Source organism: Sporosarcina sp. FSL K6-1508, from assembly GCF_038007465.1.
Lineage (GTDB): Bacteria > Bacillota > Bacilli > Bacillales_A > Planococcaceae > Sporosarcina > Sporosarcina psychrophila_B.
The window spans coordinates 2646957-2670098 of record NZ_JBBOXF010000001.1 but is presented as its reverse complement, the minus strand read 5'-3'; the positions used below and the strand labels follow the sequence as shown (position 1 = coordinate 2670098).

The following is a 23142-nucleotide window of genomic DNA, read 5'->3' as shown; positions in this document are numbered from 1 at the left end:
TTACACCTCTTTCAACGCCAATCCGATTGTCCGGTTAAAACGCGCTGGTATTTCTTCTCCGGTTGACAGCTCTAAAGGTTGCTTAACCAATAGCTCCGCGTTTAAGGCGAGACGTTCTCGAATTACAGATAGCAATTCTTCCATCCGGCTGTACTCGCCGTTCACAACAAGATGTGTAATGGATGCGGCACCGTTCCACATATTATAGCGGTAAAAATTGATGAGCTTTTCAATTTCCATCACGATAGTCGAAGGTGTGACAATGCCCGCATCATTATTCAACTCCCGTACGACAGATAAATCCGTAGAATTTTCAAGGTCAACCGGTCGCATGAAGAGTGGGTAATGTTCATGAAAAATAGAAACAGTCAGCTTACCATGTTTTAGGTCGGCTAACAGGATATGCTCTTTACCTGTAAATGAGTGCTGTCTAAATGCAAGCCGATACAGGGCAAGAGGTGTAATGTCGGCTTTCACTGGATCAAGTTTCACTTCTTTCAAGACTTCCTCATAGCTATCAAGAACGTCTTCTTTTGATGCGATCAGTATCGCCTCGTTTGTTTCGGTGTTCGGACTGTATGGAACAACATCAAAGACAGGATCATCGAAAGGAAGATAAAGCGTTGAGCCTATTTCTATGAAGAAATGACCTTTCAGTTCATCTGTCATGACATCATCGGGGTATGGGACTTTGCGGATAATAACATATTGATCCGGGGCGAGGAATTGGACGGATCTTTTGGAGATTCCCCACTGTTCAATAGCCCCGTCCAATATCGTCGCAAGCGTTCCGGAATCGACAATCTTCCCCTCGACAACGACGTTCGGAGGAAGGATAACTTCCTCCGCAACATCGATAACGAATGGTTCTACCGATTTCAGCCGGACAAACCGGACTGCATCTTCTTCAATTGTCATGGACTCTGTGCGCTTGCGGCGGGTGAATATGGACATGGGCATCGGAACAGCTCCTAACTTTAATTAATTACTAACTTTCCAGACAGTAGTTATTTAACCTCATTTTCCGTGAGTGCTTTTCTTCCTAACTCACTTAACTGCTTATTAGTTTTGGTCGCGATATTAACAGGTTTGATCCCTGCTACCCCTGCAGCCGTAATGGTATTTTCACCACCCGCAACAAAAGTAATTATTGCGGAAGTCAATGAACCTTTATCATTAAAGAAACCTTCATCAGAGAGCTTAGTAAGATCAACAGTGTTTCCAGTATCGGCTTTAGGTGGATTTTCGACAAAATATAAATTCGCAGCGGATAGTGCATTTTGTACATCAGCAACCACCGCTTTTTCACGTGTGTTTTGAATAATATTGCCTATTGAAGGTATCGCAATAGCCGCAATAATCCCCAAAATAACAATAACCGCCAATAACTCGACAAGCGTTAATCCTTTTTCATTATTCAGTCGTTTCTGCAAAAACTTCTTCATTTGTATTTCCTCCCTTTCATCGTCATATTCTACTTACCTCTTAATTATACCTATTTAAACTAAATATGAAACTAGTAAATCATAAAAAACTACGCCGTTTTTACTAATTATTGAAATTAACCCTTACATTCCATCTATGTTATTAAACATTTCGAACATAGGCATCATAATAGCAAGGACTATAGTCCCGACTAATCCAGCCAACAGCACAATCATCAAAGGTTCAATCAACGCTTTCAATCGATCTGTTGCAGCTTCCACTTCTTTCTCGTAAAAATCGGCAACTTTCGCCAACATCGCGTCTAAAGATCCTGTTTGCTCCCCAATTGCAATCATATGGGGAATCAGCGGTGGAAAGGCCCAGTGCCCATTCATCGGTTCTGTCAATGATCCGCCGCGTTCCAACGACTCTCTTGACTTTGCAATCACTCGCGAAATAACTTCATTTTCTACTATCTTTTCCGTCATGGTCATCGCCTGCAAAATCGGCACTGAACTGGCAAACAACGAACTCAATGTGCGTGTCATCGTTGCCAAGACAGATTTCTTCATAATGTCACCGAATATCGGTAACCTTAAAAGAAAAGTATCCAGCAAAAGCTTACCTTCTTTGTTGTGCCTCATCATCCAAATCCCACCCACAACAATCACTGCGAATAAAACTAGAAAGTACCAATAGCAGGTTACAAAAGTACTCGCGTTCATAACGAAGCGCGTAATCCAAGGCAACTCTCCTCCAAAACTGGCAAACATTTCGACAAACATAGGAACAATGGTTGTCAATAAAAAAATAACAACTCCAATTGCCAAAACTGCCACGATAAGTGGGTAAGACATAGCCGAAACCACTTTTTGCCTCAGCTGATGTGATTTTTCAAAATGATCAGCAAGACGATCAAGTGAATCATCAATCGTACCGGACATTTCACCCGCCCGAATCATATTGACGACGATGGGTTCGAATGCTTTCGGGTGTTTTGTGAATGCTCCCGATAATGAACCGCCTCCACGTAAATCATCATTTACCGTTATAAGTATCTTTTGAAACGATTTCGATTCGACTTGTAGCGACAGTATCCGTATTGCATCAATGATTGTAACACCCGCTCTGAGAAGCGTTGAAAATTGACGAAGGAACATGATTAAATGTTCTCGCTTCACCGGTTTTCCGATGACGATTTCTTTTGTCAGCGCAGTTTCTGCTTGTATAGTTAAGTTCGTCACACGGATTCCCTGGCTTTTCAGTTTTACAGCAGCTTCCCGCTTGTCCACCGCCACGATTACACCTGAACGGATTGATTTAGCGTCGCGTCCTTCGTACTTGAAACGAGCCATCGTTACTCATCACCTTCTAAATACGGCAGAGCAGTACCATATGAAATGATTCCTTTATCAAGGAAGTTCCTCACAGACGATGCCATCATATGCATACCCGCCGCTCGATTTGTCTGAATGATAGACGGGATTTGATGGACTTTCTCCGTCCGTATCAAGTTAGCGATTGCAGGATTATTAATCATTACTTCCGTTGCTGCCCTTCTCCCTTTACGGTCAGCTGTCTGAAATAGCCGCTGTGAAACAACAGATTTTAAGACTCCAGCAAGTTGTACACGAATTTGAGACTGCTGACCATGGGGGAAGACGTCAATAATCCGATCAATAGTCGATGCCGCACTCCATGTATGGAGCGTAGCTAGAACTAAGTGACCCGTTTCCGCCGCAGTTATTGCGGTCGAAATCGTTTCCAGGTCACGCATTTCCCCAACAAGGATGACATCGGGATCTTGGCGCAATGCAGCCCGTAGTCCTGATGTGAATGAAGCAGTGTCAAACCCGACTTCTCGCTGATCAATGATGGATGTGCCATGCGCATGCATATACTCAATGGGATCTTCCAACGTAATGATGTGCTTCTGCATTGTTTCATTCATATATTTAATCATCGCTGCAAGTGTCGTCGATTTACCCGACCCCGTTGGCCCTGTCACAAGGATGAGTCCTTGCTGCGTCTCCGCCAACTTCTTTAACGTATCGGGCAATTGCAAATCATCGATTGTCGGTATTAGCGTTGGTATCGTCCGAAAAGCAAGTGATATAGAACCGCGTTGCTGAAATGCATTGACACGAAAACGAGCCGCTTTCGGTACTTCATAGGAATAATCGATTTGACCATACTCTACAAACGCTGGATACATCTTGTCCGGAATCGTCAATTGTGCGACTGATTCAGTAAATTGTTTCTCAACCGGTACATCACCATAGCGCTTTAAATCCCCGTGCACCCTGAATATCGGAGGCGCGCCTATCGTTAAATGGATGTCTGAGGCACCCAATTCATATGCTCTCTCAAGCAGTTCATCAATCTTCTTGTTCATGTACAAAACCCCTATTCAATCAATGCGACGCGTAACACTTCTTCTGTCGTCGTAATCCCTTGTTTCACTTTCAACAAACCATCGTCCATTAAAAACACTGTTTTGTTCTTCGTTGCAATTTCTCTTAATTCCGCTGAAGAACCGCCTCTATTAATAACTTCTCGCATTTCGTCGTCCAAAACGAGCACCTCGTGAATTGCAATTCGTCCGCGATAGCCAGTCATATTACATACCGCACAACCTGGGCCTCTCATCACTTTTTCAATCGTAATACCACGCTTCGCAAAAATCTCCACCTCGCGACTTGACGCATCCATTTCCCGTCCGCAATCTCGACAAACACGGCGAATCAGACGTTGAGCGACAACCGCATTCAGCGATGATGTTACTAGAAAAGGTTCTACCCCCATATCGAGCATTCTTGTAATCGTAGCAATTGAATCATTTGTATGGATAGTACTCAGAACCAAATGCCCGGTTAATGATGCCCTGATGGCAATTTCAACTGTTTCACGGTCACGTATTTCCCCGACCATAACTATATCCGGGTCTTGTCTCAAAATCGACCTTAGACCTGCCGCGAATGTCAATCCTACATTGGGGTTTACTTGTATTTGGTTTACCCCTTCTAGCTGGTACTCAACCGGATCTTCAACTGTAATAATATTCACTTCTTCTTTATTCAATTTATTAAGCGCAGCATAAAGCGTTGATGATTTACCCGATCCAGTGGGTCCAGAAATAAGGACAATTCCATTTGGTTTTTCGATTTGTTCAAGGAAACGGTTCAGATTCAACTTATTGAAACCAAGTTTTGTCAAATCATTTAAAGAACTGCTAAGATCCAAAATACGCATAACGATTTTCTCGCCAAAAACTGTCGGTAGTGTAGAAACACGAAGATCAATCGGTCGAAAATCCACATTGGTCTTGATGCGACCATCTTGAGGAATCCGATGTTCAGTAATATCGAGATTTGCCATGATTTTTATACGCGCACTAATCATTGCTTGCATATGCTTAGGCAAAAAACGCTCCGATTTTAACAACCCATCAATCCGGAAACGTATGGCGACCTGATGTTCCTGAGGGTCGAAATGAATGTCACTGGCCTTTTGCGTGATCGCTGAAGACATGAGTTGATTGACAAGCCGAACGATTGGAGAATCCAAATCGGTCAACTCGTCTTTCTGCTCCCTCTGTTCTGGTGTCTGTTCGATGAAAAGCTCATCGAATGACTCTTCATCATAATACTTTGATATCGTACGCATAATATCATCTTTTGAAGCAATCGCAGTTTCGATATGGAAACCAGTCGACAACCGTAAATCATCAACTGTAATATAATCCATTGGATCTGACATCGCTACAAATAATCTATCCCCGTCCGCCTTCAAGGGAACAATCAGATTACGTTTTGCAAAGGGTTTTGGCACAACATTGAACAGTTTTGGATCAAATGGGTATCTAAAAAGGTTGACGTGTGGAATTCCCAGTTGAAATTCCAATACTTCAATCAGCTGCTGCTCTGTAATAAATCCGTGTTGTAGTAAAGCATCGCCGAGTTTCTGATCATGAGGCTTATCACTCAATGTCGTTTGCAATTGCTCAGTTGTAATGAGGCCGGACTCGACTAGCAAGTCACCAAGTCGTTTACGTATAGTCGTCATGCTGTTCTCCCCCATTCGTCACTTATTCAATGATATTTCCACCTTTATCATACTGAACGTCTGTTGTACTTTCTTCATTTTCAACATCTGGACGGTGACCTTGCACTTGTGATGGACTCTTATCCGTTTGAAGAGTTGAACCGTCGCTGTAAACTTGAGAGTCGGATTTTTCAGGCGGAATTGGATTGCCTTGTGGATCAACTGTGTCAGTAGCACCGTTAATTGTCCCTTCACTCAAATTTCCAGAAGTTTGTGTCATGTCTTTTTTTAGTGGTAGGTTTAAAATTTTTGGTTGGGGAGCATAAAAGTCGGAGGAAATATTTTCATCCACTACGACTGCCCCCTCATAAGAAATTGTTCGATGGACATCCACTTCTAGCCCTTTCCGTCCCTCATCAGCAACAAGGACTTGGCCATAGGGCACGAACGCGCTGAAATGTTGAACTGTCTTCGGTTCAAATGATTCTAGCTGACTGACGTAAGGCTGGTAAGAATAGAGTAATGCCATACCTGAAATGGAGGAATGAATCGTTTCAGCTGAAGGTTCAATATATAATGTGAAAGCAGTTTTATTGGGATTAGTGAAAATGAAATTCAAACCGAGTTCCCTATTGATGGCTGATTCGAAACCAGGATCTGCAAACGCAGCTAATGTATTGCCAATATTGCGTTCATCGACAATAAAATTAGTCTGCAATACAGTCGAATATAGAACTGATGCCAGCAAAGTCAGTTCCTCATCTGAAACGACTCCAACTTCCTGATCTTGAATGAAATCAAGTAATGAAAACGTTGTAAAAGCTTCAATTTCAGTACCGTTTAACGTTGCCATTAAATTCTGTAAAGATGGAGAAAGTTCCTGTGCAATAATGGACGAGGTTGCGATTTCTGTTTCCGTAAAGTCGGAGTAATCTGTTATATGAACAGTTAGCGGCATAATTCCTGTTCCCAATTCCTGTTCAATTCCTGAAGTGATTGATTGAATACTTTCATCGGTAAACTGGATAGAAGGAAATTGCTGTGTAAGAACAGTCCGCAGTCCATCGATTGACACTGTTGCAACAATCGGATTTTCCCGGCCGGAATTTAATTGTTGAACTGTTTTTTCAACGTCAAAGAGTACCGTTTCGGGCGGCAATGAGACAGTAACGTCCTGATAAGTTAAGTCGACTGCAAAGCCCTCCTGAAGGTCAGCGAAATCAGCTATAAGATTTTCTTTAGCTGTCTGTTCTTTCTGTCTAGAAATATCGAAAGGCCCTACATAGGTTTGGTCTCCGAAGTTTTTTGATGATGCAGTGTTAAATGCGAGGGCTCCAACAGTCGAAAATCCATAAAAAACAAAAGTCGCAGCTAAGACTACTATAAACATATTTAAAAACCCTTTATTCCCCATCTGGACGCTCCTTCCTATTATAATTCACTTCATCTTCATTTGGCTTGTCGGTAAATAAATTTGCCTCCACAGACGACGCCGTTTCCTCAATCACGGTATCTTGATAAGTTTCGAGAGTAACGGGTACATTATCTGCTCCATTCTGAATTGAGCGCTTGTTCAACAAAATCGATACTGCAAATGCAAGCCCGAACATTACGAGCAATACATATAGCGGATTGAATGATCCTTGCATAACGAGTCCTATAATAGCAATAAATAACCCTGCAAGGGCTCCCAAGATGAGCCGCTTCCCTATATTTCTTTGGCGAACTATATAACTTAGTATTGGAAAAACTATAATTACAACAGCGATTAGTATGTAATATTTCAACATGACGTTTCTCCTAACTTATTAATAATCAAATAATCCTTTAATGTAGAGAGACATAATATTACTAAGATTATCATGTTTAGCTATTGTTTTCTCTACTACTATTATCATAGACTCTTTGCTATTTGTCACGGTAAATAATACTAAACGAGAAGGACGATATACAAAAAAAGACCAGTTTCCCGGCCTTTATCTAAATAAATATTTTTATGTAATTGAGGTAATCAGCGACTTAATATCATACTGATTGAAGGTCTTCCCTTCCATACACCCCTACTTTATTCCTTCCCGCCTGCTTCCCTCCGATATAAAGGGCTCGATCCGCATTACGCAATAGCTCTTTCGCATCCCCTGCATCTTCTGGTACACTAGCAACCCCAATGCTTACGGTCAAATGGACATCAACGGGCTTGCGTTCTTTAGATAGATCGGGAATGATCCGGAACGTAGATGACTCCACTTCTCTTCGAATTTTTTCCGCAAGCTGCAAGGTTTCACTTTTTCCATAGTTCGGCAAGGCGATAACAAATTCTTCTCCACCGTATCGGGCAAGTGTCGCTTCCACGGGGACAAATGACTCAAGCAGTCTAGCGAGTGCGTTAAGGAGATCATTCCCACTTTGGTGTCCATGTGTATCATTAATTGATTTAAAATGATCGATATCCAGCATTAAGATTGAAAGCGAACGGGTTCTACCAATATGGAATTGTATCATTTCCTCGTCCAATTTAGCGTCAAGATAGCGGAAGTTATGCAATTTGGTCAAACCACATCGTTGACTTTGCTCAACAGTCTTTTCATAATAGCGCGCCTTCACCAATGAGGTTGCAAAGTATCCAGTCAAAACGTCTACAATTTTCAAGTCAAGCGCCTGAAACATTTGTTTCCGCTTGGATGTGAGTATGAGAAATCCTTCCGTTTTCTGATTTCTTCGGATCGGAGCAGTCATTACACTTCCTACCGATTGCAAAAATTCGAAGCTTTTCAACGCTCTTGCCTCTTTTTCTGTCGAAAATATTTTGGGTACATTACTATCCAGTCCATCATCTAAAGCTTTTTTAGGATTGTATGAAATATCATGCAATTCTTTTGAAAGCATATTACCTTCAGATCCCATTAATGTAATCAGATGTTCTCCAGCCCGAAGGTCAAGAACATAAGCATTATCATAAGGTACTACATCTCTCAGTTTTTCGATGAACGTCCGGATCACATCCTCAAACCCGAGTCGATCGGCAAGTTGGTGCCCAATAATGCCGGCAGAAGAAAGTTTGTCATTCAAATTATCGGAACGGTTGTACATTCTTGCAATTAATAATACGAGAAGGAATGGGATGCCAATTAAAAGTATTGCATTATTCCCAAAATGTTCATTCAAAAAATAAAGAGATATGCTAAACGGCAGTAACATCATTGTGGAGACAAAATCCCATACAATATATTTTTCTTTCAAAGTAAAGGTACCAAGTTCAAAATATAAATAGAGTTGCATTAGACCACTATTGATAATCGTATAACTTGTCGCATAAAGTAAGCCAAATAGGCAGATGTTAAAGAAATCCGTTGATCCTATTACTCCTCCTGCATAATGAAATAGAGCACCGCTCGCCAGTGAAATGGGTGTAAAAATCATTGAATTAACGAAAAAACGTTGCAAAAAAGGCATATCTGATTTTTTACTGAATAGTAAAATGAACATCGCGATTTGCGTAAAAGCCAGCTCCGCAAAAACTCCATATTGAAAAAAAACGGTGAACGTAATCCATCGTTCCAATGATACGGTTATATTTTTTATTTGCAAAGGCATTGTCATTGTCACGAATAAAACCGCAAATAGAATACTCAAATTCAACCAATCTATTTCTTTGGAAGGAAATAAAGTGAAGGCAAGAAAGACCCCGGGAGGCACAATAACAATCCATGTGATAAAAGTGATAATCTGAAACTTTCTAGATATCTCCATTCTCCCGACGCCTCCTTGGATTATTTCACTTCACATACTCAGCAACCCTGTTTCGTCCAGCCTGTTTTGCCCCTAAATAAAGTGCACGATCTGCGTTACGCAAAAGTGTCATCGCTTCATCTGTATCTGCTGGTGCAGACGAGACTCCAATACTGGACGTTATATTGACAATAAGCGGATGCTTCTCCTCAACTAAATCGGGAACGATACTAAACTCATACCCACCGATCGCAATTCGAAGAGTTTCTGCAAATTCAAGCGCTTCTGCTTTAGACATCTCCGGCAAAATGTACACAAACTCCTCTCCTCCATAGCGGCCTACAGTCCCACCCTTAGGTAGCGCAGCCTCGAGTATTTTCCCAAACATTTGGAGGATGTCATTCCCGCTTTGATGACCATATGTGTCGTTTACTTGTTTAAAATGATCAATATCAAGCATAACGACTGAAAGATTGGTTATCGCTTCATTTTCCAGCCTGTCCATTTCATACATTAACTGCTCCTCAAGATACCTATAATTATAAAGACCCGTCAACGCGCAGCGATCATTCTTCGTAACCGCTTCCTCCATATATCGCGCTTTTTCCACCGACACAGTGAAATAGGAACACAGTAAATCTAAGATTTTCAATTGGTATTCATCAAAGGACGATTTCCTGTCTGAAGCCAAGAACAGAATCGCTTCAATCTTCTGGTTACGTGAAATAGGGACACAAAGTACACTTTGCATTTTTTCGGGCGAATAATTTTTTGATATTGATTCCCACTCTTTCTTTTCCGTATAGATAAGAGGCTTATTCTGTTCAAGAACCACACCCGCAATCCCTTGTCCAACTGATAAAAGAGAAAAATCGATATTAATGAATTGTTCATGTTCATAAGAACGAAGAAGTTCAAGCCAGCCATCCTGATGGTCGAATAGATACGTATATTCTGCATCGAACATGTCCGACACTTCCTTAACAAATTGGTCAATCACTGCATTTTCCGTCATTAAGTCTGAAAGCCTGTGTCCGATATCACCCGCTTGCTGTAAATTAGCATTTATATTTTCCGAGGTATTATAAAGGCGGATAACTAATGAAATAAAGAAAAAAGGAATCCCAAGTAACAAAAATGCACCTGCTCCGATAAATTGCAACAAATAATAAAACGTCAGGGACAAAGGAAGAACAACAAAAATCAGCGCATAATCAACTAACTGATCTTTTGAAAAGAATGGCAACTTAAGCTTTTCGTACATCGTATACAAATATAACAGCACATCATTGAATACTGTATGGATGAATTGATAGCATAATACTGCAATAATAACAGGCCAAAAATCGATTGAACCAATTTCTCCGCCTGCAATATAAAAACCTCCAGCAGCAATAATTGATAAAACGAAAAATAGCATAGAATTAATGAAAAAACGTTGTATCATTGACCGCTTACTCGGAAACGACAATATGACGGCGAAAATTGAAACCTGCATGACAATCATTTCAATGAAGACCCCATATATTAAAAAGGCAGGCACTGTCACCCATAGAACCAAGAATACTGGCTTGCCATTCCTCAATATCGGATAATAGAACGTAAGGAAACCGAATAGCATAAAAGTTGCTACGTACATCCAATTCACTTGTCCTGGTGAATAGTTCAAGAAAACATACACTAATCCCGGTGGAACAGTAAATAACCATAAAATAAAATATCGTATAGTGGACCTATTTGCAACCTGCATTACATCATCCACTCCCAATTAAATAAGTCAGAAAAAATAGAAGTCATCAAAAGTTTATCAAACCACAATGCATCTGTCACTATTATCCAAAAATACTTTAAACAATTAACTTACTTATAGTCTATTAGGTTACTTAATAAATACAGTGAACCCGTGACTATTTTCTTCCTCCTTCGTCCTTCAACTAGTATTATAGTATCATTTCCAATCATTGTCACTCTTTTTTCTTTATGGTTACAATATTCCATCAATTGCTCCCCTGTTGCCGCTTGGGGGTGAGGAAATGTCAGAAAAGTAAAAGAAGCCGCCACTGGTATAAGTTCATCCAGTGTTCTCTCAATATCTTTTCCCTTTAGCATTCCTATGACAAAGTCCACTTTCTCACCAGGAAATTCAGTTCGTATTGTCTCTGCAAGTACTTTTGCAGCAGCCGGGTTATGAGCACCGTCTATGAAAACGTCAGGTGAAATCTCTTGAAAACGATGCGCGAGTTGTGTAGATGCCACTGCATCAGATACTCCTTTTTCGGTAAGCTGAATGCCCGTCGTAAGAAGTGATTGAATCGCAACCGCCGCATTCATACCTTGGTGGGGTCCTCTCATCCTTCGCCCAGCCAACTGGAATGTTTCAATCCCATTAAACACGTCATCCTGCATGCTAAACTGCTCGCCGTAAATGTAAAGCGGACTCATTTGCCGATTTGAAATCTTTCGGACAACTTGCAGTGCTTCTTCAGGTAATGTTCCAATTACGGTCGGAATCCCTTTTTTAATAATGCCTGCTTTATGTTTAGCCACTTGCGCGGTTGTCGTTCCGAGAAACGCAGTATGATCAAGTGCAATCGAGGTAATCACCGAAACAAGCGGGATCACGACATTCGTGCTGTCCAACAAACCGCCCATACCTGTTTCCAGTAATACATAATCTGGAGCAAGCCTTTCAAACGTTACGAAAGCGGCAACAGTCAGCAATTCAAAATCCGTCAGTAACCCGCTCAATCCCGCTTCTTTCATCGTCTCAAATGATTTATCTAATTCGGCTTCCGTGATTGCTTCGCCATTAATGCGTATCTGGTCATGTATGTCGATAATTGCAGGTGACGAAAAAACACCTGTCGACAACCTATGCTCTTTTAAAATGGATTCCATAAACGCTATGGTAGATCCTTTTCCGTTAGTGCCCGCAACATGGATAATCTGTAACTTTTTTTCCGGGTTTCCAACCTTAATTAACGCTTCTTGCATCGCATCTAAACCGGGTTTAATCGTATCGTCACTGACAATTCCCCATCGTTCTTTATATACATTCATTTTTGGAATCAAAACTATCCCTCCGTATGTTAGAATCTAGTTAGAAAAAGTATATCATTTCCGGAGGGTTCCTAATGCAAAGTTGTTGGGTTATATATAATGGAAGTTTAACAAGCGATAAATTCAAAGATCAGGCTGAACTGATGAAAGAGGCGGCAGAACGCGCTGGTGTACGTGCTCAACTTAAGAAAAATTATGAAGTGATGATGAATTTAGATACAAATTTGGGTAAACGTCCGGATTTTGTTGTCTTTCTTGATAAAGATATTCTTCTTGCAACTTTCTTGAAGAATGCTGGTATCCCTGTTTTCAATGACCCAGATGTTATCGAAACATGCGATAACAAAGCGAAACAATATCTCGAACTTTCAAAACAGGGAATTCCGATGCCTGAAACAATTATTGCACCAAAAGTGTACCCGAATTTTACAATCAAAGATTCAGGCTACTATGAACAAGTGCTGGAACAACTTGAATTGCCTATGATTATTAAAGAAGGACACGGATCATTCGGCATGAAAGTATATTTGATTGAAACAGAAGAGCAGTTCTATGAAAAGACGGACGAATTACGCGGCATCGATTATGTGTTCCAGAAATTCATTGCGACAAGCAGAGGTCGTGATATTCGGGTCAACATCGTGGGGGATGAGATTGTAGCAGCAATGTACCGTCACTCTGAAACTGATTTCCGGGCGAATATTACGAATGGCGGGGTTGCAACAGTAATCGACCTAACAGACCAACAGAAATCGTTAGCAATACAAGCTGCCCACGCAGTCGGAGCGGAGTTTGCCGGTGTCGACCTACTATTTGGTGACAATGAGGAACCGCTCGTTTGTGAAGTCAATGCAGCCGCCCACATCCGTAATATTTACAATGTCACGGGGATAAATGTTGCGGATGCGATGATCGCTTATATTTTGAGGAAGCTAGGTTGAAGGGTTATGTTTATTATTCAAAAGCTGAATCAGTTAGGAATCGGGCGTTTATTGATGATTTGATAATCGAATCCGAAAAACTTGGCATTGAACTGCATTTGCTGGTTGAAGATGAAAAACCAAACTCAGATGCAGATTTCATTCTTTTCCGAGGCCGTGATACTACTCGAGCTGCCAAGTTTGAGTCGGAAGGTTTCCGGTTATTCAATCGGGCTGAAGTGAACCGAATTGCAAATGACAAATTGCGGACATTTGAATTGGCTACCCTGCTCGGAGTTCCAGCAGTGCTTACAAGTAGGATTCGTTCTATCGAAGAAATTGCTTCATATCCTTGTGTGTTGAAAACGGTCGACGGCCATGGCGGGAACGAAGTTTTTCTTTGTAATTCAGCTGCGGATGCAGAGCTATTTTTCACCAAATTCCCTGACCGAAAACTAATTGTCCAACCCTTCATCGAGTCCAGCGCCCGAGATATACGTGTATTTATGGTTGGTAATGAAGTTGTCGGAGCCGTGAAACGCACTGGAAATGGGTCATTCAAATCAAACTACACGCTTGGTGGCTCCGTCGAAAAATACATACTTTCTAGCTGGCAAAAAAAAGATGCAAAAACTATTTCCAAAGCAATAAAAAGCGATTATGTTGGGATTGATTTTTTGTTGTTGCCAGATGGGAGATGGCTGTTGAATGAGATCGAGGATCCTGTAGGGGCTAGGTCGCTGTATACGACGCATGAGTTTTCAGTGGCTGAGAAATTGATGGGGTATATCGAGGAGAAGATTTCCGTAGAATAGTTAGTGACTAGTATTTTTGGGAAACTCGAGACTAATAACTTAAGTAAACATGTAAAAGATCAGACATCTGTGTAGATGTCTGATCTTCTTTTTATTATTTAAATTGAATGAGTGATCTTAAGAACGGCATCCGAGTGCCCGTCACCAAAGATGAAGTTGAAATACTGATTCCCTTCAAATTCGCTACGGCGCTTAGGGGATGCCTCCCGCCATAAACCTGACCGCTTGCGCGGCTATCAGTCTTATAGCTTCGGCTACCCCTGTAAGGCGCCTTCGCTCAATTTCCACTTGTAATCATATGTTCAATATATAGTTGTTATCCTAAAAATAGATAGATTTCCAAAGCTATTTTTAGCCAAAGAACTCATTATAATTGAATTGCGAGAGTGACTGCACCGGCAATTTCACATTTATCTATATTCCACATTCATATCATAATCCTCCTTCCAGTCAATCTCCACAGATGACGAATCCAAACTGTCTCCTCCGCATTTTTCCCAAAGTTCAGATTCAGATGAAACTAGCGTTACCCCATTTGAAGGGGTAATTGAGCCCCATACGTATACTTTGCTCGTTGAATCAACTGTCAGACCTTTAATATTAGCTGAGCCAGCAACGCAAACCTTGGAGTTTTTCCCTACTTCAAAATTATTCCCAATTCTCAATGCTCCCCTAATCATAAAAGTAGAGTTTTCTATTTTCATGTTGTTGTTTACGGTCATGCTCCCATTCACAATAAGTTTGGTTTTCGATAACCCATTAATATTACCATTCACAAGCAATGGTCCATCAATATATAAATTAACATTTTCCGTATTATTCATATTGTTATTTATAGTCAGGCCATTTTTAAAATAAATGCTTGAACCTTTATAATCATGTTTATTCGGATTATCTGCGGTATGTTTATTCGGAAAATAAACATCAGTTTTTTCATTTATTTCTTGTAAAGTTATTTTATTCTTAACATCTTTACAAGCTCTACCTTTCACAGGAGTATCTTCACAAATAGGTAAACTTGAGTCGTCCGGGTAAAGTTTATGCATATTTAATGCCCCTCCATCCCCGACTCCACCACTCCCTATCACACCAATCCTCAATACAGGCACCTTAAACGTAATATCAAAATCCAAATTCTTTGTATATGTTCCGCTACGGCCAGTAACTATCCCCTTCACTATTACCCCATCCGTTATTTTATCTGCTTTAATTGCACCCTTATTATTGAATTTCACCGTTATATCGATAGTTTTTTCTACCAAGAAAGAGCCCATGACTCCATCAAAATGCTTCTCGAGTTCTATTATTAACTTCTGGCGAATATTTTCTAATTCTGATGTAACCCAAATACCGTTCTTACTATTTTTTTTATATTCTGGTGAATTTATCAATCTATTAATCTCATCTTGAGCTTGCACCATCAAATCATTCTTCTTATTATCAAATTCATTGATTGACGCAGTTTTATAATAATCCACACCCATCTCTGCCGCAACCACTGCTAAATTGTTGGTATCCACATTCTTCTCCTGTTTTGCATTGCTAACCGAGGCACTTAAAAAAGCCGTAGAGACAATCATAATTATGGCGACAAGGAATAGCACAATAAGAAGAGCGTACCCTTCTTCATTTTTAATTTTCAATATTAAACTCCCCCTTCCTTAATTGGTTTTATACCTTTGGAATATTGTATTTACTGAAACGGATAGATTTTCATTTTCAGGATCGCTCACTGTCAATGTCGTCGATAAGTCTCCATCCTTTGGCCGTACTCTATTCTCTAACTCAGACAATTTATATTTGAAGTTTTCCGCAATAATAACCTCTGTTCCAGGTTCATCACAAATAGAAAAAATAATTTTTTCACCTGTGTCACTCACATTAAGGTTATAACATTCGTCCACTGTGCGATGTTTCTGCAATACTGCTGTGATAATATAATTCGCTTCCTGTTGCATTTTCATTTTTTTCGTTTCTGTCACATTAAAGCGGTTCGCGATGAAAAATGTTGTCATAATAAGAGTACCGACCATTGTTACAAGGACAAGCACTGCAAGGAGTTCTATTAACGTAACGCCTTTTTCATTTTTCACTTTCATTCTGCGGCTCTCCTTTCCATAGTAGTAATTTCTAATCCATTGCTTCTATATATCCGTATGTTTCACTGTTCACTTTTCCATCGATCATAACTTTTAGGTGAACTTTGTATAGAGCGGTATTTCCTGAAAGATCCTCACTTTTATCAAAATCAGCTTCATAGTCATGATTATTTTTTGTATAACTAACTCTTAATTTATTATTATGTAAATTCACTAATGTTATTACGGTGTTCTCGTCCGGAGAGATGTTTGATTTGATATCATCTTCGTTTAATGGTTTTTTATAAGTAGGAATTTGAATATCCACAATTTCCTGTCTCGCCACATTCATCGTTTCTAATTTCGTACCCGTCTTTTTATTAAAAGTCGTCATCTGAGGGAAAATCAACATAAAGCCAACAAACACTATGCTTAAAATAACAAGTGCCGCCAACACCTCAACAAGTGTTAGTCCACCCTCTCCCATACCCATTTTCGGTTTAAACTTCCCCATGTCTATCATCCTTTTCATTCGTGCTATTTATGTTGAAAATATGAATGTTAAGCGAAGGTATCCCCTAAGAACCGAAGCGGATTTGAAGGGAATATTTACTTCGCCTTATATAGTTGTTTATTCCTATATTTTCACTATATTATACAACCTTCATAGACTGATATAAATCTATATTACCATATTCTACAATTCTTAATCAAAAACGAATTATCTATTAATCAAGCTCCTTGCCTTTTAGTAACTTGATGAATAAGTTATCAAACGAAAAGACCTCATCGCATAATCACGACAAGGTCTCTTCGTTTTAAAATCAGATTTCCTTCAATTCCTGCATACGACGCTCTACTGCCGCGTATTTTTCTAGATAGTCACTTTCTTTAGCTCGCTCTTCTGCCACTACTGCTTCAGGTGCTTTGGACATAAAGCGTTCATTCGATAATTTGCCTTGAACGCGTTTTACTTCACTTTGCCATTTCGCAAGCTCTTTTGTCAGACGTGCGAGTTCTTCATCGATATTCAGCAGACCTTCAAGTGGTAAGAACAATTCTGCCCCTGTAACGACGGCTGACATCGATTTGCCTGGCGCTGTGATGTTGTTGCCTAGCGTTAACGTCTCAGGGTTACAGAATCGTTCAATGTAGCTACGATTCGCTTCCAGCACTGCTACAGTTGCATCGTCTTTAGCTGAAATATAAAGTGGAACTTTTTTGCTTAATGGTGTATTTACTTCTGCACGAATATTACGTACTGCGCGGATAATATCCATCAGCAGTTTCATATCTGTTGCACGCTTTTTATCAGTAAGTGCAGGATCTGCAACCGGCCATGCAGCGACTGTAATTGATTCGCCTTCATGCGGTAAGTTCTGCCAGATCTCTTCTGTGATAAACGGCATGAACGGGTGTAGCAGACGCATCGTATTATCGAGTACGTACGCTAGTACAGAACGCGTCATTTTCTTCGCTGTTTCATCTTCACCGTATAGTGGCAGTTTCGCCATTTCGATGTACCAGTCACAGAAATCATCCCAGATGAAGTTATAGAGTGCACGGCCAACTTCACCGAACTCATAACGATCTGCAAGCTTCGTCACTTGGTCGATTGTTTCGTTCAACCGCGTCAGAATCCATGCATCTGCTACGGACTTTTCACCTGTTAAATCGATTTCTTCGTAGGTCATGCCATCCATGTTCATAAGCGCGAAACGGGAAGCATTCCAGATTTTATTGGCAAAGTTCCAGATGGCTTCAACTTTCTCAGTAGAGTAGCGAAGGTCCTGCCCTGGCGATGACCCTGTTGATAAGAAGTAGCGCAGTGCATCTGCACCGTATTTTTCGATAACATCCATCGGGTCGACGCCGTTACCAAGCGATTTAGACATTTTACGGCCATCTTCTGCACGTACGAGACCGTGAATTAAGACGTCTTTAAATGGACGCTGTTCCGTAAATTCAATTCCTTGGAAAATCATCCGGGATACCCAGAAGAAGATAATGTCATAGCCCGTTACAAGTGCATCTGTTGGGTAATAACGTTTGAATTCTTCATTGTCGAGATCCGGCCAGCCCATTGTTGAAAACGGCCAAAGCGCAGATGAGAACCATGTATCGAGAACGTCATTATCCTGGCTCCAGTTTTCGATATCTGCAGGTGCTTCATGACCAACATATACTTCTCCCGTTTCGTTGTGATACCAAGCCGGGATGCGGTGGCCCCACCAAAGTTGACGTGAGATACACCAGTCATGGACATTTTCCATCCATGTTAAGTACGTTTTTTCGAAACGGTCCGGGACAAAGTTTACTTTGCCTTCTGCTTCTTGTAATTTAATCGCTTCATTAGCAAGCGGCTGCATTTTTACGAACCATTGTGTTGATAAATACGGTTCTACGACAGCACCACTACGTTCTGAGTGACCGACAGAATGATTATGTTCTTCAATGTTGAATAGTACAGCCATCTCCTGCAAATCTTTAACGATTTCTTTACGGCATTCGAAGCGATCCATTCCTTCGTATTTACCTGCAAGCTTGTTCATTGAACCGTCTTCATTCATCACAAGAACACGCGGAAGATTATGACGGTTGCCGATTTCAAAGTCATTTGGATCATGTGCAGGTGTAATTTTCACTGCACCGCTTCCAAATTCCATGTCGACGTAATCATCTGCAATAATCGGAATTTCACGGCCAACGATCGGTAATTTAACCATTTTGCCAATTAAATGCTTGTAGCGCTCATCTTCAGGATGAACTGCAACCGCAGTATCCCCAAGCATTGTTTCAGGTCGAGTTGTTGCAATTTCGATACTATCCGTTCCGTCTACCAGTGGGTAGCGCATATGATAGAATGCACCCTGCACGTCTTTATGGATAACTTCGATATCAGATATAGCCGTTTTCGTTGCAGGATCCCAGTTGATGATGTATTCGCCGCGGTAGATAAGCTTTTTATTGTAAAGCTTAACGAAAACTTCCTGTACAGCTTTCGAAAGTCCTTCATCCAAAGTAAATCGTTCACGTGTATAATCAAGGCCCAAACCAAGTTTCGCCCATTGTTCACGGATATGGCCTGCGTATTCGTCTTTCCATTTCCATGTTTCTTCAACGAACTTTTCACGGCCTAAATCATAGCGTGAAATTCCATCTTCACGAAGTTTCGCTTCAACACGTGCTTGTGTCGCGATTCCCGCATGGTCCATTCCCGGAAGCCATAATGCATCATAGCCTTGCATCCGTTTCATACGTGTCATGATGTCTTGCAATGTTGTATCCCAAGCGTGGCCAAGATGGAGTTTACCTGTTACATTTGGCGGCGGGATGACAATTGTATAGGGTGTTTTATCGCTTTCAGGCTGTGCTTCAAAGTATTTCCCTTTCAGCCACCATTCATAGCGACCTGATTCAATCGCCTGCGGATCGTATTTCGTCGGCATTGATGTGTTGTTTTCAGTTGACATGTTGTTTCCTCCTTTATTTTTGGGTACAAAAAAACTCCTTTCGCCTTAAAGGACGAAGGAGCTATTCGCGGTACCACCTTTATTCGTGCACATAAAAGAACAGTGCACCTCAAACTTCGATAACGGCTTCAAACCGGTTTCCGCTACTAAAGATGTTTTCCAAGTACTGAAAACAGCTTGCTGATTTTCATTTTGAAAACAGCTTCTTCACGGAAACTGCTCATGGGTGACATTCAGCGAATTGTCGACAGGCCCTTTCACCACCGGAACCCTCTCTTCAGTCCAAACAATTCACATACTTATCCCAATCATCGCATCCATATGCAGTTACCATGATTGTAACGGAACAGCTTAGCAACCGTCAAGTAAATTACGAAAGGATTGTGTCATGCGAAGAGCATATAACCCTTATTTGTTGCCACCATGGCTTCGAAAATGTAGATTTTATTGCAAGGGAATCATTATTCCAATTTGTGTCTTTCAATTGATTCGGTTATTAATCGTTCCAACGACAGGTGATTTTCTACTATTGTGTTTGCTCTGTGGATTAGCTTTCGCTCTTTACAAAAACATCATTTGAACGAAATTCCGTCGTCGATACACCATCTGTAAGCTCTGTAATGAAAGACAGCACTTCATCCATCTCGGTCTCCGAAGTGCTGTCAATTGCTACAAATGGTGTCACTGTAGCTACTACTTGTGCTTCCTCAGGTTCTTCCGCTAGCACAACCGCTTCTGTGTACGCACATTCTACATTCCAAACAACTCCGTAAGTACCTTGTCCGTCCGTTTTGCCTGTCGCTTGTGTTGTTAAAAGTTCCGGGCTCTCAGCTATCGGAGGTAGATCGATGTTAAGCGGAACTGCGTATTCGAAATAACCAACTTCGCCATCTAGTTCGACATCATCAATGAGGATAAATGAATCCTCAAGTTCTGCTGACCGCAGAGTCTCTTTATCAAATTCGACATTTGCCGCAATATGATAAATGCCTGTCAAACGGAGCCCATCTTCTGTTCTTTCTTCAGTATACCCCGGTGTTACTGTAACCGATTGAACCCCGGTTGGTACGCCAGCATTCTCCGGGAAATAAAAGTTTTCTTGCATTGCCCATTGTTTTTTCTCCAACTACTTCCCCTCCTTCTATTCCTTCACAAACAATTGTATGCTCAGCACTGTTACGATAGAAGAATAAAACAAATGAACACAAATATCCCCCGACCAATAAAGCAATCGGTCGGGGGATATTGTGTTCATTTTCACAACAAACTTGAATGTTGTGTTTGTTTCAGAATTGACTTGGTGACTGTCACCCACTCACCTACTCAACTCCGCAGTTTAGCAAACACTGTATGGAATGCTTCGACCGTTTTTGCAATATGCTCTTCGGTGTGGGCAGTCGATAGGAACATGCCTTCGAACTGGGACGGTGGAAGGAAGATGCCTTCTTCCGCCATCAAGCGGTAGTAATCAGCGAATAATGTGAGATCGGATGTTTTTGCTTTGTCATAATTCAACACTTTTTCATTTGTGAAGAAAAAGCCGATCATTGAACCTGCACGGTTGACAGTGTGCGGGATATCGTACTTTTGTGCAGCTGCACGGAAACCGGCTTCGAGCTGATCACCGAGTTTCATGAAATGCTTGTACGATTCAGGCGTCAACTTTTTCAATGTTTCAATCCCTGCAGTCATCGCAAGCGGGTTACCTGATAAAGTGCCTGCTTGGTAAATTGTTCCTGCAGGAGCCATGTTTTCCAAGATTTCACGTTTCCCACCGTAAGCACCGACTGGCAATCCGCCCCCGATTACTTTTCCAAGACATGTAATATCAGGCGTTACGCCATAATGGCCCTGCGCACAATTGTAGCCGACACGGAAGCCCGTCATTACTTCATCAAAAATGAGAAGTGAACCATTTTTCTCAGTCAGCTCACGCAATCCTTCAAGGAATCCAGGTTCAGGAGGGACAACTCCCATATTTCCTGCGACTGGCTCAACGATGATTGCAGCCAAATCCTCACCGAATTCATCGAGCGCAACTTTGACACTCTCCAAGTCATTATAAGCCACTGTAATCGTGTTTATCGCCACTGATTCGGGTACACCCGGGCTATCCGGAAGACCGAGTGTTGCTACGCCAGAACCCGCTTTAATAAGGAGTGAGTCCGCATGACCATGGTAGCAGCCTTCGAATTTCAATATTTTGTTGCGGCCTGTATAACCGCGTGCTAACCGCAGTGCGCTCATCGTGGCCTCTGTACCAGATGACACCATACGAATCATTTCAATCGAAGGAACGCGTTCAAGAACAAGTTTTGCGAGTTCATTTTCTGCAAGTGTCGGTGCACCAAAGCTTGCACCAGTTTCTGCAACACGCTTGATTCCCTCAACGACATCTGGATCGGAATGACCGTGAATAAGCGGTCCCCATGATAGAACGTAATCAATGTATTCATTGCCATCGATATCTGTAATCATAGCCCCCTTTCCACTTTGCATGAAAATCGGGTCCATATTGACAGATTTAAATGCACGAACAGGGGAGTTTACGCCGCCCGGCATCAGATTTACTGCTTCTGCAAATGCTTGTTTCGACTTATCATAGTTTCTTTCCAATTATTTCTCCTCCAGCCAGCGTGCCGCATCTTTCGCATGATACGTCATAACGAGATCCGCACCTGCACGCTTCATACTTGTCAACGTTTCAAGAACAATTTCCTTTTCATTAACCCAGCCATTTTGTGCCGCCGCTTTGACCATTGCGTATTCACCGCTCACATTATATGCGACAACCGGCAATGTGAAATTATCTTTGACATCACGCATGATATCGAGATACGAAAGTGCCGGTTTAACAATTAGAAAGTCAGCGCCTTCAGCTACATCAGATTCCGCTTCACGCATTGCTTCCAGTCTATTTGCAGGATCCATTTGATACGTTTTACGATCGCCTGATTGAGGTGTAGATTCCGCTGCGTCACGGAAGGGCCCGTAATAGGCGGATGCATATTTGACTGCATACGACATAATCGGGATATCTTCAAAACCAGCCGCATCTAACCCCTGGCGAATAGCTGCTACAAAACCGTCCATCATATTCGATGGCGCAATAATATCCGCCCCCGCTTTCGCTTGGCTTACCGCAGTACGCGCTAGCAGTTCCAACGACGGATCGTTTAATACGTTACCGCCTTCCAGAACACCGCAATGACCGTGGTCCGTATATTGGCACAGGCAGGTGTCCGCAATAACGATTAGATCTGGATAACGTTCTTTCGCTAAACGAGTTGCTTTTTGGACTATCCCTTGATCAGAATAGGCTTCTGATCCCAAATGATCTTTCGTTGCCGGAAGACCGAATAGAATGATTGATGGAATTCCAAGTGAAACCACTTCATCAAGTTCAGTTGTAAAATGGTCGAGTGACTTTTGGAAGACGCCTGGCATGGAAGCGATTGGATTATTGATGTCTTCCCCATCTATGACAAAAATCGGATAAATGAAATCCTCTTTCCTCAAAACAGTTTCCCGTACCATAGAACGTAATGTAGTCGATGTGCGCAAGCGTCTGTTGCGTCTAAATTGTAATGTCTCCAAA

The 23142-nt window shown here is 41.4% G+C and carries 19 protein-coding genes and 1 other annotated feature; of the genes, 2 read left to right on the top strand and 17 right to left on the bottom strand.

Translation table 11 applies throughout. The annotated features are described in order from the left end of the window. The 10 genes from pilM to MKZ11_RS13185 all read right to left on the bottom strand — a co-directional run bounded on the left by pilM (position 1) and on the right by MKZ11_RS13185 (position 12270). Complete coding sequence (gene pilM / locus MKZ11_RS13230) at positions 1-960, bottom strand: type IV pilus biogenesis protein PilM (protein WP_340794886.1); 960 nt, start codon at positions 958-960, stop codon at positions 1-3. A 47-nt stretch (positions 961-1007) separates the two neighbouring features. After that, positions 1008-1445 carry a prepilin-type N-terminal cleavage/methylation domain-containing protein gene (locus MKZ11_RS13225; protein ID WP_340794885.1) on the bottom strand — a complete coding sequence of 146 codons (438 nt, stop codon included), beginning with the start codon at positions 1443-1445 and terminating at the stop codon, positions 1008-1010. A gap of 123 nt (positions 1446-1568) precedes the next feature. Beyond that, positions 1569-2780, bottom strand: coding sequence for a type II secretion system F family protein (locus tag MKZ11_RS13220; protein WP_340794884.1), 1212 nt, complete (start codon positions 2778-2780; stop codon positions 1569-1571). 2 nt (positions 2781-2782) lie between these two features. Continuing rightward, positions 2783-3820, bottom strand: a complete 1038-nt coding sequence (locus MKZ11_RS13215; protein WP_340794883.1) for a type IV pilus twitching motility protein PilT — start codon at positions 3818-3820, stop codon at positions 2783-2785. An 11-nt stretch (positions 3821-3831) separates the two neighbouring features. Continuing rightward, complete coding sequence (locus MKZ11_RS13210) at positions 3832-5490, bottom strand: GspE/PulE family protein (RefSeq protein ID WP_340794882.1); 1659 nt, start codon at positions 5488-5490, stop codon at positions 3832-3834. Positions 5491-5512: 22 nt separating this feature from the next. Further along, on the bottom strand, positions 5513-6883 hold the full coding sequence (locus MKZ11_RS13205) for a hypothetical protein (RefSeq protein WP_340794881.1): 1371 nt from the start codon (positions 6881-6883) through the stop codon (positions 5513-5515). Beyond that, entirely contained in the window at positions 6873-7259 is a 387-nt protein-coding gene (locus tag MKZ11_RS13200; RefSeq protein WP_340794880.1) for a hypothetical protein, read from the bottom strand. The genes MKZ11_RS13205 and MKZ11_RS13200 overlap by 11 nt, the downstream gene beginning before the upstream one ends. Before the next feature lie 235 nt (positions 7260-7494). Next, complete coding sequence (locus MKZ11_RS13195) at positions 7495-9219, bottom strand: sensor domain-containing diguanylate cyclase (RefSeq protein ID WP_340794879.1); 1725 nt, start codon at positions 9217-9219, stop codon at positions 7495-7497. A 25-nt stretch (positions 9220-9244) separates the two neighbouring features. Continuing rightward, positions 9245-10948, bottom strand: a complete 1704-nt coding sequence (locus MKZ11_RS13190; RefSeq protein WP_340794878.1) for a sensor domain-containing diguanylate cyclase — start codon at positions 10946-10948, stop codon at positions 9245-9247. 110 nt (positions 10949-11058) lie between these two features. Then, positions 11059-12270, bottom strand: a complete 1212-nt coding sequence (locus MKZ11_RS13185; protein WP_340794877.1) for a bifunctional folylpolyglutamate synthase/dihydrofolate synthase — start codon at positions 12268-12270, stop codon at positions 11059-11061. 62 nt (positions 12271-12332) lie between these two features. Between MKZ11_RS13185 and MKZ11_RS13180 the strand changes: the two genes are divergently transcribed. Next, positions 12333-13199: an ATP-grasp domain-containing protein gene (locus MKZ11_RS13180; protein WP_340794876.1), complete on the top strand. Its 867-nt coding sequence runs from the start codon at positions 12333-12335 to the stop codon at positions 13197-13199. Next, positions 13196-13993 carry an ATP-grasp domain-containing protein gene (locus MKZ11_RS13175; RefSeq protein ID WP_340794875.1) on the top strand — a complete coding sequence of 266 codons (798 nt, stop codon included), beginning with the start codon at positions 13196-13198 and terminating at the stop codon, positions 13991-13993. The genes MKZ11_RS13180 and MKZ11_RS13175 overlap by 4 nt, the downstream gene beginning before the upstream one ends. Positions 13994-14403: 410 nt before the next feature. Here the strand turns inward: MKZ11_RS13175 and MKZ11_RS13170 are convergent, their stop codons facing one another. From MKZ11_RS13170 to hemB, 7 genes are all read right to left on the bottom strand, one after another. Continuing rightward, positions 14404-15636, bottom strand: coding sequence for a hypothetical protein (locus tag MKZ11_RS13170; protein ID WP_340794874.1), 1233 nt, complete (start codon positions 15634-15636; stop codon positions 14404-14406). Between the two features lie 18 nt (positions 15637-15654). Then, positions 15655-16092 (bottom strand): PilW family protein, encoded by a 438-nt coding sequence (locus MKZ11_RS13165; RefSeq protein WP_340794873.1) that lies wholly within the window; start codon positions 16090-16092, stop codon positions 15655-15657. 31 nt (positions 16093-16123) lie between these two features. Further along, a complete protein-coding gene (locus MKZ11_RS13160; RefSeq protein WP_340794872.1) occupies positions 16124-16585 on the bottom strand; it encodes a type IV pilus modification PilV family protein in 462 nt (153 codons plus the stop codon). Positions 16586-16895: 310 nt separating this feature from the next. Next, positions 16896-19544, bottom strand: coding sequence for a valine--tRNA ligase (locus MKZ11_RS13155; RefSeq protein WP_340794871.1), 2649 nt, complete (start codon positions 19542-19544; stop codon positions 16896-16898). Positions 19545-19589: 45 nt separating this feature from the next. Further along, positions 19590-19865 (bottom strand) — a binding site (T-box leader). A 226-nt stretch (positions 19866-20091) separates the two neighbouring features. Beyond that, complete coding sequence (locus MKZ11_RS13150; RefSeq protein ID WP_340794870.1) at positions 20092-20670, bottom strand: hypothetical protein; 579 nt, start codon at positions 20668-20670, stop codon at positions 20092-20094. A 197-nt stretch (positions 20671-20867) separates the two neighbouring features. After that, entirely contained in the window at positions 20868-22160 is a 1293-nt protein-coding gene (gene hemL / locus MKZ11_RS13145; RefSeq protein WP_340794869.1) for a glutamate-1-semialdehyde 2,1-aminomutase, read from the bottom strand. Further along, the gene (gene hemB, locus MKZ11_RS13140) at positions 22161-23141 is read right to left on the bottom strand and encodes a porphobilinogen synthase (protein WP_340794868.1); all 981 of its coding nucleotides are present in this window, start codon (positions 23139-23141) and stop codon (positions 22161-22163) included. Between the last annotated feature and the right edge of the window lies 1 nt (position 23142).